Origin of the sequence: Pseudonocardia sp. (genome assembly GCF_025465255.1) — a bacterium.
Classification (GTDB): domain Bacteria; phylum Actinomycetota; class Actinomycetes; order Mycobacteriales; family Pseudonocardiaceae; genus Pseudonocardia.
In genome coordinates this window covers 1-16695 of the sequence record NZ_JAODNI010000060.1, presented here as the reverse complement: position 1 = coordinate 16695, position 16695 = coordinate 1, and the positions used below count along the sequence as shown (strand labels likewise).

Here is a 16695-nt window from a genome sequence, read left to right as displayed (position 1 = left end):
CGAGCCGCGAGGAACCCCGCCGGCTCGCCGACGAGCAGGCCGCATTGCGGCGGGTCGCCACGCTGGTCGCCCGCGGGATACCACCGGCCGAGGTGTTCGCCGCCGTCGCGCAGGAGGTCGGCACCGTCCTGGGGGCCGACGGCACGAACATCGTCCGCCTCGATCCCGACGGCGCGGCGACCGTCGCCGCCAGCACCGGCGCATACGTCGACGCGCTCCCGGTGGGGAGCCGCTGGAAGCCTGAGCCGCCCGTGGCCGTGGCGGCCGTCTTGCGCACGGGCCGCCCGACCCGCATCGACGACTTCAGCCAAGCTTCCGACGCCTGGGGTCACGCCATCCGCCGGGTGGGAGTCCGGTCAGGGGTCGCGGCGCCGATCGTCGTCGAGGGGCGGCTGTGGGGCGCGATCGCCATCGGGACGCGGCGCGAGCGTTTGCCGGCAGACAGCGAACAGCGGATGGGCGGGTTCACCGAGCTCGTCGGCACCGCGATCGCGAACGCCGAAGGACGCGCCCAGCTCGAGGAAAGCCGCGACGAACTGCGCCGGCTCGCGCAGGAGCAGGCCGCCCTGCGGCGGGTCGCCACGCTGGTCGCCCGCGGGCAGCCACCGGCCGAGGTGTTCGCGGCCGTAGCGGACGAGGTCAGCAGCGTCCTCGGCGCCGACGGCACGGTCATCGTTCGCCGCGATCCCGACGGCGCGACGACTCTCGTCGCCAGCGTCGGCGCACACCGCGCCGAACTGGCGGTGGGGAGCCGCTGGAAGCCTGAGCCGCCCGTGGCCGTGGCGGTCGCCCTGCGCACGGGCCGCCCGGCGCGCTGCGACGACTACAGCCAAGCCCCCGGCGCGGTCGCCGACGCCGTCCGCCGGATGGGACTCCGGTCGGCGGTCGCGGCGCCGATCGTCGTCGATGGGCGGCTGTGGGGCGCGATCGCCATCGGCACGCGGCGCGAGCACCTCCCGGCCGACACCGAAGAGCGCATGGCCGGGTTCACCGAGCTGGTCGGCACCGCGCTCGCGAACGCCGAGGGCCGCGCCCAGCTCGAGGAAAGCCGCGACGACCTGTGCCGGCTCGCGCAGGAGCAGGCCGCGCTGCGGCGGGTCGCCACGCTGGTCGCCCGCGGGGTGCCACCGGCCGAGGTATTGACGGCCGTCGCGCACGAGGTCAGACACGTCCTCGGGGCCGACGCCACGAACATCGTCCGCCTCGATCCCGACGGCGCGGTGACCGTCCTCACCCGCGTCGGCTACGACCAGACCGAGCTGCCGGTGGGGAGCCGCTGGAAGCCTGAGCCGCCCGTGGCCGTGGCGCTCGTCCTGCGCACCGGCCGCCCGGCACGCTGCGACGACTACAGCCAAGCCTCCGGCGCGTTTGCTGACGCCGTCCGAGGGGTGGGACTCCGGTCGGCGGTCGCCACTCCGATCGTCGGCGAGGGGCGGCTGTGGGGCGCGATCGCCATCGGGACACGGCACGGGCGTTTCCCGGACGACACCGAACAGCGGATGGCCGGTTTCACCGAACTCATCGGCACCGCGATCGCGAACGCCGACAGCCGCGCCCAGCTCACCGCCTCCCGGGCGAGGATCGTCGCGGCCGCCGACGACGCCCGCCGCCGCATCGAACGCGACCTGCACGACGGCACCAGCCGTGTTGGCGCGCGGGAGGCCGAGGCCGGTGTGGTCGCCGCCCTTGCGGCGCCGGTTGACACCCCAGCGAGGATGCGCACGGCCTCCCTGCTGACCGAGTCCGACGCGACCCGTGCCGTGTTACGGAGCGGACGGAAGATCAGTTCGGTGGCCCGCTCATCGTTGTCGACGATGGCCTCCTTCACGCGCTCGTGGATCGGGGACTCGACGGTGCACATGAATCGGGGTTCCCATGTTGATGCCGTGCGCGCCGAGGGCGAGCGCCGCGGCGAGACCGCGTCCGTCCGCGAACCCGCCGGAGGCGATCACGGGGGTGGACAGCTTCGCCGCGGCCGCGGGGATGGGCACAAGGCCGGGCACGTTCCTGATCAGACCTACCGGGTCGGCCCGTGCGGCAGACTCGGCCTGGTAGCCGCCGGCAGGTGAGCACTCGGTCCCCCTGGGCCTTGAGCTCTGGACCCCGAATGAGGCCACCGGTGATGGGCCGCCGGGACATGACGGACGAGCCCTTCGGCGTGAACCTCACCATCCTCCGGGATGGCATGTCGATCCGCATTCACGCGGCGGGTCACCGGTGTGATCAACGGGCGGCCGGGGTGTCCGCCGTGCAACCTCCGCAAGGGAGCGAATGTGTCTGACCTCCGTGTCTGGCAGCAAGAAGCACTCCGCAAGATGGCGACGTGAAGCCGGCGCGCACGAGTTCGTTGAGCACGTCCGCCAATCGGCGGCGCGTACCCACCTCACTGCCGCGAGGTCGCCCGCCGCGGGCAGCCTTCATCTTGTCCGGGGTCAACCACTTCGCGCCCCCAGCTGGATTTGCTGCTCGAGCAGCTGCCACGCCGACCAGGAGTCCGACCGTGAGGAGGATGCCCTGGGTCGGGGGGACATGCGGAGCGGCGAACAGGTTGGGTCCCGCGGTCGTCCCCGCGGAGACTGTGCCCCACTGCGCCTGCACGGCGCCGCCACACCCTCAGCCATGGCGTACCTGTGCTGGGCCATCCACGGAAACGCCCGGACTGCAAACCCACCCCCGCCCTGCACGCACTGCGCCAACCACGCGCCCCGACCGGAGGCCGACATGACCGGCGGCCGGCCCATGGCCCGGGTCGGTGGCCAAGTCATCCCCGACGGAGCGCTATGGAAACGCTATGATTTCGCTATGGGCGAGACGATTCGACAGTCCGAACTCCGCAACGACAACGCGGCCATCATGCGTCGAGTCGCGGAGGGCGAATCCTTCGTCGTGACCGTCAACGGCCGACCCGTCGCCGACCTGGTCCCCCACCAACGCGAGCACTCCCGCCGCCGATTCGTCCCCACGCGGGAGTTGGCCGACGCACTAGCCGCGCTCCCCGCACTCGACGTCGATGCCTGGACCCGCGAGACGGCGGAAGCCGACCACGTGTTCGGGCCCGACACCATCTCCGACCCCTTCGAACAACGGGCCCCTCGCGACCGCGACGGCGGACACCGAGGATGACCCAAACCCCCCGTCGCGCGCTACTCGACACCTCCGTGGTGATCGACTACCCGGCCAACGCCGTCGCGGAGGTCGCCGACGAGCTGGCCATCAGCGCGGTCACCGTCGCCGAACTGCACTACGGTGTCACCGCCGCCACCGACCCCATCGAACAACTCCACCGCCGCCGCCGCCTCCAGCTCATCCTCGACCTTTTCGAGGTTCTCGCCTTCGACACCGCCGTCGCCGAGTACTACGGCGCACTCGCGACCGCGGTACGCAACGCCGGCCGCGACCCCCGGCCACGGCGGATGGATCTGCAGATTGCCGCCACCGCCGCCCGACACGGGCTATCGCTGCTCACCCGCAACGGCGCCGATTTCACCGGGTTAGAGCAAGCCCTCCACGTCGTGAACCTCTAGCACGGTCCCGCCTATCGCCGCCACCTTGGCCGCTGACCGCCCGCATGGCGATCTGACCGTATCCCGCACCAAGCCCTAGCCAAACCGCCTGGTCGGCATCCTCGACGGTTGCCTCCGCCACAACACCGCCTACGACGAAAACACCGCGTGGCCACCACAACAACAAGATCAACTGGACGCTGCTTGACAAGTTGCGCCCGTGGATGTCTAGAGCGCACAGACCGAAGCGTGGCGGGTTCAAGTGTCAGGCGGAGCCAGACAGGCCTGTGCTCACGGCTTGGGCTTGGCGAACGTAGCCGGCCGTGGTCTCGGCGGTGCTCAGTTCGTGGTCGACGATCTCCATCCAGCGGTCCAGCAGCATTCCGACCGTGGCGTTCTGGTCCGGTCGCTGATCGGCTTCGACTCGCGCCACCAGGCGCTCCGCGTCGGTCTCCGCCTCGCGCCGATACCGTCGTGTCTCGCCGCGCAGGTACGTCTGCCTGCCCGTGATGGGGTCCTTGCCGGCATAGACGCGAGCACGGAAGCCCGTCCTCAGAGTCTGAGGTCGAACCCCTCGCCATGGCGCAAAGGTAAGCCCGACATGACCCGACATGCCAAGACTCATGCCACAAGGTGGCCAGCTGACTGACTCGACTGTGCCAGGTCAGATCCCTGACCTGGCCGTTCTGTGGAGCCGCCTTGGGGAGTCGAACCCCAGACCTACGCATTACGAGTGCGTCGCTCTAACCGACTGAGCTAAGGCGGCGTGGTGCAGCGCAAGCGTAGCAACCGCCTGCGACGCCCCACCGACCCCCCGGCGGTCACCCGCACGGGTCGAGTTGTCGGGTTCGCCGGGTCGTTCGACAGTCCACCGGCCGCGGACCAGCTAAGTGCTCGCCGGGGTCGGAGCCGCGCAGTTCGTGCTGGCCTGGCTGTGGCCGCCGACCAGCCCGGGCTTCGAGCTTGGCTGGCGACCGTCTGGCCCTGGGGAGTGTCTGATCCGGCGCGGGCCTCAGCCCGTCGAGGCCGGGACCTCGAGGAACGCGGCGGTGTCGTAGTAGGTCCGCACCCCGAGGATCTTGCCGTCCTCGAAGGTCAGGAAGGTGGACCCGACGTAGTCGATGTCGCGCCCGTTGGCCAGCGTGCCCGTGCTCTGCCACTCCAGGCCCGCGTCGCCGTCGCCGTCGACCACGTTGGTGAACTGCGTGCTGATCTCCTTGAACTGGTCCACGTACCCGCTGCCAGAATTCCTGCGCCTCGCCGCGACGGGTGCCGGCGCCGTCGAGCCGGAAGAGCTCGGCGTCGTCGCTGAACAGCGCGACGAGGTCCTCGACGTCGCCCTTCTGCTCCGCGGCGCGCAGCGCGGCGACGAACTCGCGGGTCACGTCCTGGCGAATGTCGTTGTCCTCCATGCGGGAGACCTACCCAGGGCCCCCGGGGGCTCAACCCGTGTGGAGCGAGGTCATCATCGCCTCGACGGCGATCCGGGGCTTCACGTTCAGCTCCAGCGCGTCCCGGCAGGCGAGGACGGCCTCGAGGCGGCGCAGCGTCGACTCGGGCGTCCACTCCCGGGCGGCCAGGCGGACGTCGGCGTCGCGGTCCGGGTTGCCCAGCGCGACCTGGGCGCTGCTGCCCGCCACCAGGACGTCCCGGAAGAACCCCGCCAGATCGACGAGGGCGCGGTCCAGCGCGTCCCGCTGGGTCCGGGTGGCCCGGGACTTCTGCCTGCGCTCGAGCTCGCGCTCGGCGGCCTTGGCGCCGCGGGCCGCGGCGGCCGCGCCCTTGCCCGTGCCGCCGGCGCCCATGGCGATCGAGAGCTCCTCGCGCTCGGCCGCGTCACGCGTGCCGCTGACGTCCGCCGCCTCGGCCTCCGCGGAGCGCACGAGCGTGTCCGCGAAGGCGAACGCGTCGCCGAGGTTCCGCAGCTTCAGCGGGACGCCCAGGATGCGCTCGCGGCGTTCGCGCGCCTCGGGGTCCCGGGCGAGCCGGCGCGCGCGTCCGACGTGCCCGCCGGACACCGACGCGGCCCAGGCGGCGGTCTCGGGATCGATGCCGTCCCGCTCCACGAGCACCTCCGCGACGGCCTCGGGTACCGGCGTGCGCAGGGGTACGAGCCGGCACCGGGAGCGGATGGTGACGGGGACGTCCTCCGGATGATCCGACGGCGCGCACAGCAGGAACACGGTCTGGGGTGCAGGTTCCTCGACGGCCTTGAGCAACGCGTTCGACGCGCCCTCGGTCAGCCGGTCCGCATCCGTGATGATCAGGATCTGGTAGCGGCCGGTGGACGGGCGGCGCGCCGCGAGCTGCACGAGCGCACGCATCTCCGCCACCGAGATCGACAGCCCCTCGGGCACGACCTCGCGCACGTCCGCATTGGTGCCCGCCATGATCGTGCGGCAGGCCTGGCACTCGCCACAGCCGGACTCCGGGCACTCCAGCGCGGCGGCGAAGGCGCGGGCGGCGACGGAGCGACCCGAGCCGGGCGGCCCGGTGAACAGCCAGGCGTGGGTCATCGCGGAGGGGTTGCGCGCGGCGTGATCCAGTTCCTCGACGGCGGCGGGCTGGCCCACCACGTCGCTCCAGACACTCATCGCACTCCCTCGCTGCGCGAGGTCGGCGCTGCGCGCACCGTCTGTGTCGACGGTTCGCCCGCACGCTCGCTCACGGCCTGACCTCCGGCTCCCCGGCGGCCTCGATGCGCTCCTCGGGCGGCCCGACCGGGGCCTCCTCCGGCGCCCGTCCGGCAGCAGGCTCGAGCACCGGAGCCAGCCCCGCGGCGACCCGCGCGGCGACCTCGGCGGGCTCGCCGTCGGCGTCGACCACGACGTAGCGGTGCGGCTCGGCTGCCGCCATGCGCGTCAGCAGCCGTTGCACGCGGACGTGCTCCTCGCCGGCGACCCCGGGCGGGGCCTTGGGCGCCGGGTCCTCGCCCGTGGCGGGGGCGCGGTCCAGCAGGATCGACACGTCCGCGCGGAGCCGGCCGGTGGCCCAGACGGCGAGGCTCTCCAGCTCACCCGCGCCGAGCTCGGCGTTCATCCGGTCCGCGACCACGCCGAACTGCACGAGCGGGCTCGCGACGAACCGGTCCATGACCACGACGGCGCCGTCCGCCAGCGCCGGGCGCACCACGCGTTCCACGAGATCGGCGCGGAGCGCGGCGGACGCGAGGGCCTGGGCGCGCGCGCCGGAGAGCTCTGCGTCCTGCATCGCGGTGACCCAGCGGGCGTTCTCCGGTTCGCTGTCGCTCGGGACGACGACGGTGTGCCCCTGGGCGCGGAGCGACTCGGCGAGGCGGTTCGTCTGGTCCGCGGTCTCGGCCGGTGTGGCGCCCTCCACCGCGATCAACACGCCGGAGTGCCGGCGGTCCCCGCGGCGCAGGGCGGTGAGCAGGTCCGGGAGCAGCGGCTCGAGCCGTCGGTCGTCCATCTGCCGGTAGGCGAAGCTGCCGACGACCGCGGCCACGAGCCCGCCCCCGAACAGGACCAGCCGCGTGCCGTCGATCTGGAACTCACGCCCGAAGAGGTCCACCGTGCGCGAGGCGACCACACCGACCAGCAGCGGGACCACGGACATCGCCCCGAGCAGTACCAGCCGGACCAGGGACTGGACGAACGCGACGACCCGGCCGCGCACCTCGTCCGCCACCTGGGAACCGATGATCGTCAGCCCGGTCAGGAACGCAATCCCGGCGAACGCGCCGACGAGCGCGACCGTGAGCAGCGCGACCACCAGGTGCGGCGCGAGCGCGACGAGGCAGAGCGCGAACCCGGCGGCGACGATCGCGGTGCCGAAGAGGCGGTTGTGCGGGAGCCTGCGCGCCAGCCGCGGCGCGGAGCCCATGCCGATCGCGAGGCCGATGAACACGGCGGTGAACAGCAGGCTGTAGGACGCGTCCCCGCCGCCGAGGCTCGCGGAGTAGAGCTTGGCCGTGGCGATGACCGCGCCGCCCGCCGTGAACGCCCCGATGATGCCGATGACCAGACCGCGCACCAGCGGCGTGCTGACGACGAACGTGAAGCCGTCCTTGAGCAGGGCGAGCAGGCCCGGCGGCTTGTCCCCCTTCGCCCGCGGGCCCGTCCGGCCGGAGATCTCCTTGATGAAGAACCAGACCGTGGCCGCGGTGAGCAGGTACGCGCAGCCGTTGAGCACCAGCGCCACGTAGACCGTGGTGATCGGCGAGCTGCCGGCGAACAGCGAGCCGGAGCTCGAGATGATCGTGAACAGCCCGGAGGCGACGAGCACGGCGACGCCGTAGGTCATCACCAGGGCGAGCTGGTTGGCCGTCTCCACCTGGTCCGGGCGGCGCAGCAGGTTCGGGACCGACGCGTCCTTGGCCGGGATCCAGAACATCGCGCAGACCTCGATGAGGAACGTCGCGACGAAGAGCCACCACAGCGACCCGACGATCGGGATGGACACGAACAGGCCGAAGCGCAGGATGTCGCAGGTGACCATGACGCGTCGCCGGTCGAACCGGTCCGCCAGGGCCCCGGCGAACGCGCCGCCCAGCAGGGCGGGCAGGAGCTTGGTGGCGACGACGCCACCGAGGGCGAAGCTCTGCGCCGAGTACCCGTTCGTGAGCTGGGTGGCGAGCGAGGTCAGCGCGAGCAGGCTCAGCCAGTCCCCCGTGGCGGACACCGCGGTGACGGCCCACAACCGGCGGAACGCGGGGATCGCCAGGACGCTGCGAACCCGGTGCGACGTGGGCGCGGCGATCGACGGCGTGCCTGGAGCGGCGTCGGAAACGATCGCGCTCATCCTCCTCCGGAAGGGCCGGGTGGGGGGCCGGCCGGTCCGCGGCGGCTACCCGACGGGCGGCCGAATCACTCCCAGGGTAGCCGTGTGGCCCGGCGGTTCCGGGATGCGGGCACGTCAGGGGCCTCAGCGACTTCTCAGAGCGACCGGGCGTCACCCGAGGTCACGGGTTCGTCAGCGACACGATCAGCTGAATCAGGATCACGGCGTAGACCAGGACGAAGAACAACGCGAACGCGCGGTTGCCGAGCCTGCTGCGGGCGTGCCGGGAGAGGCCGAGAATGTCCGGCTCGTGCTCGACCGGGGGCCGGTGCATGCCTGCGGGCCCCTCCCACAGCTCGGGTGGCGGGGGCTTGCGCGGGGCCGGGGGGCGGGGGACCGGGCGTGGCCGCGGTTCCGCGCCGCCCGCCCGTCTCGCCGCCCGCATCCGCGCCGACGGCCACGGCTCCTTGCGCGGCACGGGCGCCGGCACAGGCAGGTGGACGGCCGCGTCGGCGGGTCCTTCCTCACCCATGCGCGAGATGCTAGGCCGGACCCCCGGGCCTCCGCCGCGGATGCGACCCGTCCGGGTGACGGGTCAGCCGTTCCCGCCGTTCCTGCCGTCCCCGTTCCCGTCGCCGCCGTTCCCGCCGCCCTGGTCCCCGCCCTGCTGGCCGGGCTGGCCGGGGGCGGGCTGGCCGTCCCCGCCGGTGCCCGGGGCGGGCGGCGGCGCGGGCACGGTCCCGCTGCTGACCTGCAGCGTGATCGTCTCGCCCGGGAGCGCGGTACCCCGGGGGCTCTGCCCGACGACCGTGCCGCGCGAGGCCAGGTTGTCCACCGTGGTGACGGTGACCTTCCAGCCGGTGCGTTCGAGGAGGGAACGGGCGTCGTTCTGGCCGCGGCCCACGACGTCCGGCACCCGGGACTCGGCGCCGCCCTGCAGGTAGCGGTCCACGGTCGGCGGCAGCGGGAGCACCGGGGTGCCGTCCACCATCGGCTTCACCGCGCCGAACCACGTCTCGGCCGGCGTCTTGCCACCGAAGATGTTGCCGTTGGCGCAGGCGAACGGGGCGCCGGCCCCGTCGCAGAGCGGGCGGGGCGCGTTGGAGTTGTCGAACGTGATCACCGAGCCGGCGAGGTTCGGCAGGAAGCCGACGAACGCGGCGGACTTGTGCTGCTGCGTCGTGCCGGTCTTGCCGGCCATCGGACGGTCCCAGCCGACCTGCCGGGCGGCCGTCGCGGACGTGCCGGTCTGGTCGTCCTTGCTCAGCGCGGTGAACATCGTGTCCGCGAGCCCGGGGTCGACGGCCTGGTTGCACGCCGCCTCGGTGACCGGCACCGCGGCGCCGTTGACGTCGGTGATCGAGTCGATCGGGCTCGGCGGGCACCACTTGCCGTGGCTGGCGATCGTCGCGCCGACGTTGGCCAGCTCGAGCACGCTGGTCGGCGTCGTCCCGAGCGTGAACGACGCGAGCTTCTGCGCCTTGGTGACCTCGGCGATCGAGCGGTCCGTGCGCCGGCCGGTGTTCGGGTCCACGAACGGGGTGGTGGACAGGGACTTCATGCCCAGCCGCACCGCCATGTCCACGACGTCCGGGACGCCGGTGAACTCCTCGAGCTTGATGAACGCGGTGTTCGGCGAGGTCGCGAGCGCGTCTGTGAGGCTCATTCGGCCCGGGTAGTCGCCGGCGTTCGCCACGGGGATCGGCCGGCCGCTGCCGTCGATGTAGATCGGTGACGCGTACCCGCTCGGGGGCACCGTGAGCTGGTAGTTGATGCCCAGGCCCTTCTCCAGCGCCGTCGACGCCGTGAAGATCTTGTAGACCGAGCCCGCCCCCAGGTTGACCGGCTGGTACGGCAGCCCGTAGCTGGTCTCCAGCGCCTCCGCGTTCAGCCCGAACGTGCGGCTCGACGCCATCGCGAGCACCTTGTGCTTGTCCTGCCCGGGCTCGATCAGCGACATCACGTTCGCGACGTTCGGCTGGGTCGGCGGCGCCTCGGCGTCCAGCGACGCCTTCATCTTGGTGAGCTTGTCCCGGTCCAGCGTGGTCTTGATCGTGTAGCCGCCGCGGTTGATCTGCTCGGTCGAGACGCCGGCCTCGGTCAGGTACTCCACGACGTACTTGCAGAAGAAGCCCGCGTCCCCGGCGCCGATGCAGCCGTTGGGCCGGCTGGCCAGCGGGCTCGCGACGCCCAGCGACGACGACGCGGCCTGGCGCGCCTGGTCGTCGGTGATCATGCCCTGCTCGCGCATCGCCCCGATGACGAGGTTGCGCCGGTCCAGCGAGGCCTGCGGGTTCTGCACGGGGTCGAACTGGGTGGTGCTGCGGACCATGCCGGCGAGCATCGCGGCCTGCGGGACGGTCAGCTTGTCCGCGGTGGTGTTGAAGTACGTGCGGGCGGCGGCCTGGATGCCGTACGCGCCGTTGCCCCAGAAGACGATGTTCAGGTAGCGGGTGAGGATCTCGTCCTTGCTCAGCTGGCGCTCCAGCTGCAGGGCGATCCGCGCCTCCTTGAGCTTGCGCGCGGGCGTCTGCTCGGTGGCCTTGAGCCGCTCCGCCTCCGTCTGGGCCTCGACGTAGAGCGCGTAGTTCTTCACGTACTGCTGGGTGAGGGTCGACGCGCCCTGCACGACGTCCCCGGACGCCGAGTTCGCGACGACCGCGCGGATCGTGCCCTGCCAGTCCACGCCCTGGTGCTGGTAGAAGCGCCGGTCCTCGATGGCGACGATCGCGGCCTTCATCGCCGGCGAGATCTGCTCGGCGGTGACCTGGGACCGGTTCTGGTCGAACAGGTAGGCGATCGGCTGCCCGTTCGAGTCCGTGAGCGTGGTGGCCAGCGGCAGGTTGCCGGTGACCAGCGTGCTGGACGAGCTGTTGACGCTGTCCCCCGCTTCGTTGGACAGCAGACCGACGCCCGCGGCGAACGGGAACGCGATGCCCGCGGTCACCACGCCGGCGAGCAGGCACAGCCCGAGCAGGAGGGCGACGGGCCGCTTCAGGTCACGACGCCTGCTCGACGCATCGGGGGGAGGAGCCACGACGTGGGAGGTTACCGCCCCGGACGTGCGGCTCCTGTCAGGTTGAGTAGTTCTGCGTTCTTACCGGGGTCCGTGATCCTGTCGAAGAATCCGAGGCGGGTCGGGGACCGGCGAGGACGGCGAGAGGTGCGGACGTGGCCAGCGATGCGGATTCGGGCAGGTGGAACTGGCGCGGGGCGGCCCGCTGCCGCACCACCGACGCCGAGGAGCTCTTCGTGACCGGCGCCGAGCAGCGGCGGGTGCGGGACTTCTGCAGGGCCTGCCCGGTGCGGACCGAATGCCTCTCGCACGCCCTGGACCAGCGGATCGAGTTCGGCGTCTGGGGCGGGATGACCGAGCGGGAGCGCCGCGCCCTGCTGCGGGAACGCCCGGAGGTGACGTCCTGGGCGCGGCTGCTGTCCGACGCCCGGGCCGCGCACTACGCGTCGGCGGCGGACGAGTCCGCGGCGCGGATGGCGACGGCCGCGGAGGAGACCACGGCCGCGGAGGGGCTCACCGAGACGGGCTGAGCGCGACCTCTTCCCGGGCGTGTCACGGCGGCGCCCGCGGCTACAGGTGGTGCACCTTCCGCGCCGGCTCCGGCGACGCGGACTCCCCGCCGGGCTGCGCGAGGCGCTCGCCCACCTCGCGCAGGCCGTCGAGGTCCGCGATGTCCCCGGCCACCGCCGGGACCCGCGCCACCGGGACGTCCGGGTGCGCGCCCACGAAGCGGTTCAGCAGGCGTTCCTCCCGGTCCGCGAGGTCCACCCGGTCCGCGTGCAGCCGCAGCACCGCCGCGGCGAGCCGCGACGAGCCCGCGTTCTCCGCCGCGTGCCTGGCCTCCGTGGCCGAGAGCGGCGCGAACACCGGATGCGTGCGGTTGAGGACGAGCCCGGCCAGCGGCATCTGCTCGCCGGAGAGCCGGTCCACGAAGTAGGCGGCCTCCCGCAGCGCATCCGGCTCCGGCGCGGCGACGACCACGAACGCCGTTCCCGGCGAGCGCAGCAGTTCGTAGGTCTTGGTCGCCCGCTCGCGGAACCCGCCGAACATCGTGTCGAAGGCCTGCACGAACGCCGACGCGTCCGCCAGCAGCTGGCCGCCGAGGATCGTCGAGACGGCCTTCGCGAACAGCTGGAACCCCGCCCCGACGATCTTGCGCAGGCCCTTGCCCCCGGCCCGCGCGGGCGAGGAGAGCAGCCGGATCATCCGGCCGTCGAGGAAGTTCGACATCCGTTGCGGCGCGTCGAGGAAGTCCAGCGCGGAGCGGGACGGCGGCGTGTCCACGACCACCAGGTCCCAGTGCCCGCGGGCGGTCAGCTGGCCCAGCTTCTCCATCGCCATGTACTCCTGCGTGCCGGAGAACGACGAGGAGATCGTCTGGTAGAAGGGGTTCGCGATGATCTTCTCGGCGCGGTCCGGGGCGGCGTGCGTGTGCACCATGTCGTCGAAGGTCCGACGCATGTCCAGCATCATCGCCTGCAGCTCGCCCTTCTCGTCGCCGGTGGAATCGATGCCGGGGACGGTGCCGGGCTCGTTGCTCAGCTCGTCCAGGCCGAGGGCCTGGGCCAGCCGCTTCGCCGGGTCGATCGTCAGCACGACGACCTTCCTGCCGCGCTCGGCGGCCCGCAGGGCCAGCGCCGCCGACGTCGTGGTCTTGCCCACGCCACCGGAACCGCAACACACGATGATCTTCGTCTGCGGGTCGTCGATCACCGCGTCGACGTCCAGGACCTGCGGCCTCGCGGGGCTCACGCGGACGCTCCCACGGTGGTGCCGACACCCTGCGCGGTGAGCGCCTCGGCGAGCTCGTACAGCGCGCCGAGGTCCACGCCGTCGAGCAGCTGCGGGAGCTCCAGGCGCGCGAGGTGTTCGGTGCCGGCGGCGGCCTCCAGGCGTGCCGCGGCCGCGGACTCCGACGCGACCCGCACGGCGTGCTCGACCGTCTCGGCCACCAGGCCGTCGATCACGTCCGGCGGGAGGTCCAGCCCGGCCGAGGCGAGCCCGGCCCGCACCCGGCCGGCGTCGACGCGGCCGTTCGCGGCGGGCGCCACGGACCGGTCCGGGAGCCACTGCTCGCGCACCCGGTTGACGATCACCGCGCCGACACGCAGGTCCGCCTCGGCGAGCTCCCGCACGGTCTCCAGCGTCTCGGTGACGGGCAGGTCCTCGAGCAGGGTGACCAGGTGCACGGCCGTCCGCGGCGAGTGCAGGAGATCGACGACGCCCTCGGCCTGGTTGTGGATCGGCCCGGTGCGGGCGAGCTCCGACATCGCCTTGGTGACGTCCAGGAACGTGACCAGCCGGCCGGTGGGCGGCGCGTCGAGGATCACAGCGTCGTAGACGGGCCGGCCGTTCTCCGTGCGGGAGACGCACTCCTTGACCTTGCCGGTGAGCAGCACGTCCCGCAGGCCCGGCGCGAGCGTCGTCGCGAACTCGATGGCCCCCATCCGGCGCAGCGTCCGGCCGGCCATGCCGAGCCGGTAGAACATCTCGAAGTACTCCAGGAGCGCGGCCTCGACGTCCACGGCCAGGGCGCGGACCTCGCCGCCGCCGGGCGCGACCGCGATGCGACGCTCCTCGTAGGGCAGCGGTGCGGTGTCGAAGACCTGCGCGATGCCCTGCCGTCCCTCGACCTCCACGAGCAGGGTGCGCCGGCCGCCCGACGCGAGCGCGAGGGCCAGGGCCGCCGCGGCGGTCGTCTTGCCCGTACCGCCCTTGCCGGACACCACGTGGAGCCGGGCACCGGCGAGTTCGGCGGGCCAACCGGATGACGTCACGGCCCCAGCCTACGGAGCGCCCGGTGCATCGGCCCGGCCAACCGCCCGGCACCGACCGCCCGTCGACCCGACCGGTCCGACGCACGTCCGGGTGAACAGCCCCGGCTACAGTCCCCGGCCATGAGCTCCCCGGGCATCGTGAGGTGGGAATACCTCACCGCACCACTGCTGATCCACAACACCAAGGCGATCCTGGACAACTTCGGCCGCGACGGCTGGGAGCTGGTCACCGTGACGTCGGGAGCGAACCCGGAGCAGCTCGTGGCGTTCTTCAAGCGCCCGGTGGCCTCGTGACGACCCCGTCCCGGAAGCTTGCCGAGCTGGGCCTGACGCTGCCCGCGGTCGCCGCTCCCGCCGGCTCCTACATCCCCGCCCGGCGTTCGGGCTCGCTCGTCTTCACTGCCGGCCAGGTGCCGTTCGTCGACGGCGCTCTGCCGCTGAGCGGCAAGGTCGGGGACACGGTCACCGCCGAGCAGGCCTACGACCTGGCGCGCACGTGCGCGCTCAACGCGCTCGCCGCCGTCGACGCGCTGGTGGGGCTGGACTCGGTCACCGGTGTGGTGAAGGTGGTCGGCTTCGTCGCCTCCGCGCCGGGCTTCAACGGCCAGCCGAAGGTGATCAACGGCGCGTCGGACCTGCTCGGCGAGGTCTTCGGCGAGGCCGGGCTGCACGCCCGGTCCGCGGTCGGCGTCGCGGAGCTGCCGCTGGACGCGCCGGTCGAGGTCGAGCTGGTCGTCGAGGTCTCCTGATGGCCAGGATCTCCGGATGAGCAGCGCCGGTGAGGCCGGGCACGAGCTGCTGCTGCGGCTCGCCGGCCGGCTCCCCGACGACGTGCTGTGGCGGCTGCGGGACTGGCTGGCCGCAGGGGCCGTCGATCCCGTGGCGGCGCTGCTGCCGCGGGCGCTGCTGCGCAACCGGGTCGCGCTGACGGACTCCGAGCGCGAGCTGCTCGTCGCCGCGGCCGGCGAGGGCCCGCAGCGCCGGCTGATCGACGCCGTCCTGCCGCTGAACGGGCCGGACGAGCCGCGCTACGCGTTCGCGGCCGGTCCCGGCCTGCCGGACCTGGCCGCGCTCGGGGCGATGGCCGTCGTGCGCGGCGACCCCGGGGCCGCCGAGCTGCGGCAGAGCAGGCGCGGGTCCCGCGGCGAGCAGCGCGTGCTGCTGGTGCTGGACGCCGCCCGCCCGCTCGAGCTCACCGGGACCCTGCAGCGCCTGCTGCGCGCCCACGGGGAGCGCACGCCGTGCGTCGAGGTGCTCGCCCCGGGCCTGGAGCCGCCGGCCTACCACCAGGCCGCGATCGTCGGGTCCGCCGTGCTCTGGTCCCGCGTCCCCCGCACCGCCTCCCCCGAAGAAGAAGCTGTCGTCCCCGCGACATCTGACGATCCCGCCGGCACGTCGACCCCGACGCCGAGCGGGGCGAGCTGAGCGAAGGAGGGCCCATGTCGGCCCCACCTGCCCTGACCACCCACGAACTGCTGCTCGCCCTCGCCGGCCGGGTCGACGACGACCTGCTGGGCATCGGCCGTGAGCTCGCCGCGATCGGGGAGGACCCGCAGGCCGTCGAGCTGCTCGCGGCGGCGCTGGTCGCGGACCGCGCGGTGCTGCCGCCGTGGATCCGGGACGCGGTCGTCGCGGCCGCGCGGAGTCGGCACGTCGAGATCGACGTCGAGGCCGGGCTGCCCGCCGCCGTCGGCGAGGACCGCACCGCGCACCGCTTCCAGGCGGACGCGCTGCCCGCCGGCCTGATCACGGACACGGTGCGCCGGGTCCCGCCGCGCAACCTCGCGGGCTGCACGGTCCGGCTGTCCTGGCGGCTCACCCCCGCCGGCGCCGCGCCCGGGCCGCTGCCGCACCCCGTCCTCCTGGTCGAGCTGCCGGGGCCGAGCACGTCCGCCGAGGTCCTGGCCTACCGGCTGAGCTCCGTGCTGGACCGGGCCGGGATGCCGTCGTCCGTCGAGGTGTACGGCGCCGCGGACGCGTTGCCGGCGTACCACCTGGCGGCGCTGCGGAACGCGCGCACGATCGTCGACGGCGGGAGCGGGCGTCCCGCACCCGGGCCGCCGGTCGAGCGCGGCGCGGTGGCCGCGCCCGTCACGGCGCCCGTCGAGACCGTGGACCCGGCGGAGCTGATCTCGTCGGGGCCGCTGTTCACGGCGCCGATCTCGGCGGAGCCGGTGACGGCCGTGCCCGCCGGCACGGACGCGCCGGCGCCCGCACGCGAGACCGCCGGCCGCGAGGCGCCACCGCTGCTGTCCGGCGCCCCGGTGATGGAGCCGGAGGTTCCGGCCCCGTCCCGGGACCAGGCCGCGCCGGAGGAGTCGAGGGCCGAGGAGACGACCGCGATTCCCGTCGCCGGCCGTCCGGCCCCGGCGAGCCCGGCCGCCGAGGCCCTGCCGGCCCGTCCGCACAGCCGTGCCGCGGAGGCGGAGGCCGCGTCCGCGACGACGCCCGCGGCCGGTTTCCGCAGGCAGGACGCCGCCGAGGTCACCGCCCGGTTCCCGCAGCGCTCCCGCGCGTCGTCGCGGCCGGACGCGCCGATCAGGGCCGTGCCGGATCCCGTGCCGGGAGAGGCCGGGCCCACGCCCGCGGCCGCGGAGCTACCGCCCCGCTCGCCCGCGATCGGGCAGCTGCCGCGGCTCCCCGAGGAGCTCGGTGCCAC

General features: G+C 73.4%; 15 protein-coding genes, 1 tRNA gene and 2 pseudogenes. 8 read left to right on the top strand and 10 right to left on the bottom strand.

Features of this window, described 5'->3' with window-relative positions; translation table 11 throughout:
* Positions 1-92: 92 nt before the first annotated feature.
* A pseudogene (locus JWP64_RS06160) lies at positions 93-1481 on the top strand (GAF domain-containing protein); the annotation flags it as partial.
* A gap of 233 nt (positions 1482-1714) precedes the next feature.
* Here the strand turns inward: JWP64_RS06160 and JWP64_RS06155 are convergent.
* Positions 1715-2006 (bottom strand): annotated as a pseudogene (locus JWP64_RS06155) (nitronate monooxygenase); the annotation flags it as partial.
* A gap of 715 nt (positions 2007-2721) precedes the next feature.
* Here JWP64_RS06155 and JWP64_RS06150 point away from each other — a divergent pair.
* Positions 2722-3123 (top strand): type II toxin-antitoxin system prevent-host-death family antitoxin, encoded by a 402-nt coding sequence (locus tag JWP64_RS06150; RefSeq protein WP_297493371.1) that lies wholly within the window; start codon positions 2722-2724, stop codon positions 3121-3123.
* Positions 3120-3524, top strand: a complete 405-nt coding sequence (locus JWP64_RS06145; RefSeq protein WP_297493368.1) for a type II toxin-antitoxin system VapC family toxin — start codon at positions 3120-3122, stop codon at positions 3522-3524. Before JWP64_RS06150 ends, JWP64_RS06145 begins: the two co-directional genes overlap by 4 nt.
* Positions 3525-3768: 244 nt before the next feature.
* Here JWP64_RS06145 and JWP64_RS06140 read toward each other — a convergent pair whose 3' ends face one another.
* From JWP64_RS06140 to JWP64_RS06110, 7 genes are all read right to left on the bottom strand, one after another.
* Positions 3769-4128 (bottom strand): hypothetical protein, encoded by a 360-nt coding sequence (locus tag JWP64_RS06140; RefSeq protein WP_297493367.1) that lies wholly within the window; start codon positions 4126-4128, stop codon positions 3769-3771.
* Positions 4129-4192: 64 nt separating this feature from the next.
* Positions 4193-4269, bottom strand: a tRNA-Thr gene (locus JWP64_RS06135).
* Positions 4270-4515: 246 nt separating this feature from the next.
* A complete protein-coding gene (locus tag JWP64_RS06130) occupies positions 4516-4734 on the bottom strand; it encodes a hypothetical protein (protein ID WP_297493364.1) in 219 nt (72 codons plus the stop codon).
* A 211-nt stretch (positions 4735-4945) separates the two neighbouring features.
* The gene (locus tag JWP64_RS06125) at positions 4946-6097 is read right to left on the bottom strand and encodes a DNA polymerase III subunit delta' (protein WP_297493361.1); all 1152 of its coding nucleotides are present in this window, start codon (positions 6095-6097) and stop codon (positions 4946-4948) included.
* 70 nt (positions 6098-6167) lie between these two features.
* Positions 6168-8264 (bottom strand): MFS transporter, encoded by a 2097-nt coding sequence (locus JWP64_RS06120; RefSeq protein ID WP_297493358.1) that lies wholly within the window; start codon positions 8262-8264, stop codon positions 6168-6170.
* Positions 8265-8424: 160 nt separating this feature from the next.
* Positions 8425-8775, bottom strand: coding sequence for a hypothetical protein (locus JWP64_RS06115; RefSeq protein ID WP_297493355.1), 351 nt, complete (start codon positions 8773-8775; stop codon positions 8425-8427).
* A gap of 63 nt (positions 8776-8838) precedes the next feature.
* The gene (locus JWP64_RS06110) at positions 8839-11280 is read right to left on the bottom strand and encodes a transglycosylase domain-containing protein (RefSeq protein ID WP_297493352.1); all 2442 of its coding nucleotides are present in this window, start codon (positions 11278-11280) and stop codon (positions 8839-8841) included.
* A 134-nt stretch (positions 11281-11414) separates the two neighbouring features.
* Here JWP64_RS06110 and JWP64_RS06105 point away from each other — a divergent pair, with 134 nt between their 5' ends.
* The gene (locus JWP64_RS06105; RefSeq protein WP_297493349.1) at positions 11415-11789 is read left to right on the top strand and encodes a WhiB family transcriptional regulator; all 375 of its coding nucleotides are present in this window, start codon (positions 11415-11417) and stop codon (positions 11787-11789) included.
* A 40-nt stretch (positions 11790-11829) separates the two neighbouring features.
* On the opposite strand, the gene JWP64_RS06100 is transcribed toward JWP64_RS06105, so the two are convergent.
* On the bottom strand, positions 11830-13011 hold the full coding sequence (locus JWP64_RS06100) for an ArsA family ATPase (protein WP_297493347.1): 1182 nt from the start codon (positions 13009-13011) through the stop codon (positions 11830-11832).
* Positions 13008-14036 carry an ArsA-related P-loop ATPase gene (locus JWP64_RS06095; RefSeq protein ID WP_297493344.1) on the bottom strand — a complete coding sequence of 343 codons (1029 nt, stop codon included), beginning with the start codon at positions 14034-14036 and terminating at the stop codon, positions 13008-13010. The genes JWP64_RS06100 and JWP64_RS06095 overlap by 4 nt, the downstream gene beginning before the upstream one ends.
* 120 nt (positions 14037-14156) lie before the next feature.
* Here JWP64_RS06095 and JWP64_RS06090 point away from each other — a divergent pair, with 120 nt between their 5' ends.
* The 4 genes from JWP64_RS06090 to JWP64_RS06075 form a co-directional block, all read left to right on the top strand.
* The gene (locus JWP64_RS06090; RefSeq protein WP_297493341.1) at positions 14157-14330 is read left to right on the top strand and encodes a DUF4177 domain-containing protein; all 174 of its coding nucleotides are present in this window, start codon (positions 14157-14159) and stop codon (positions 14328-14330) included.
* Complete coding sequence (locus JWP64_RS06085; RefSeq protein ID WP_297493339.1) at positions 14327-14785, top strand: RidA family protein; 459 nt, start codon at positions 14327-14329, stop codon at positions 14783-14785. Before JWP64_RS06090 ends, JWP64_RS06085 begins: the two co-directional genes overlap by 4 nt.
* A gap of 16 nt (positions 14786-14801) precedes the next feature.
* The gene (locus JWP64_RS06080) at positions 14802-15461 is read left to right on the top strand and encodes a hypothetical protein (RefSeq protein WP_297493336.1); all 660 of its coding nucleotides are present in this window, start codon (positions 14802-14804) and stop codon (positions 15459-15461) included.
* Positions 15462-15475: 14 nt separating this feature from the next.
* On the top strand, positions 15476-16695 hold a 1220-nt coding region (locus tag JWP64_RS06075), incomplete at its 3' end, for a hypothetical protein (protein ID WP_297493333.1).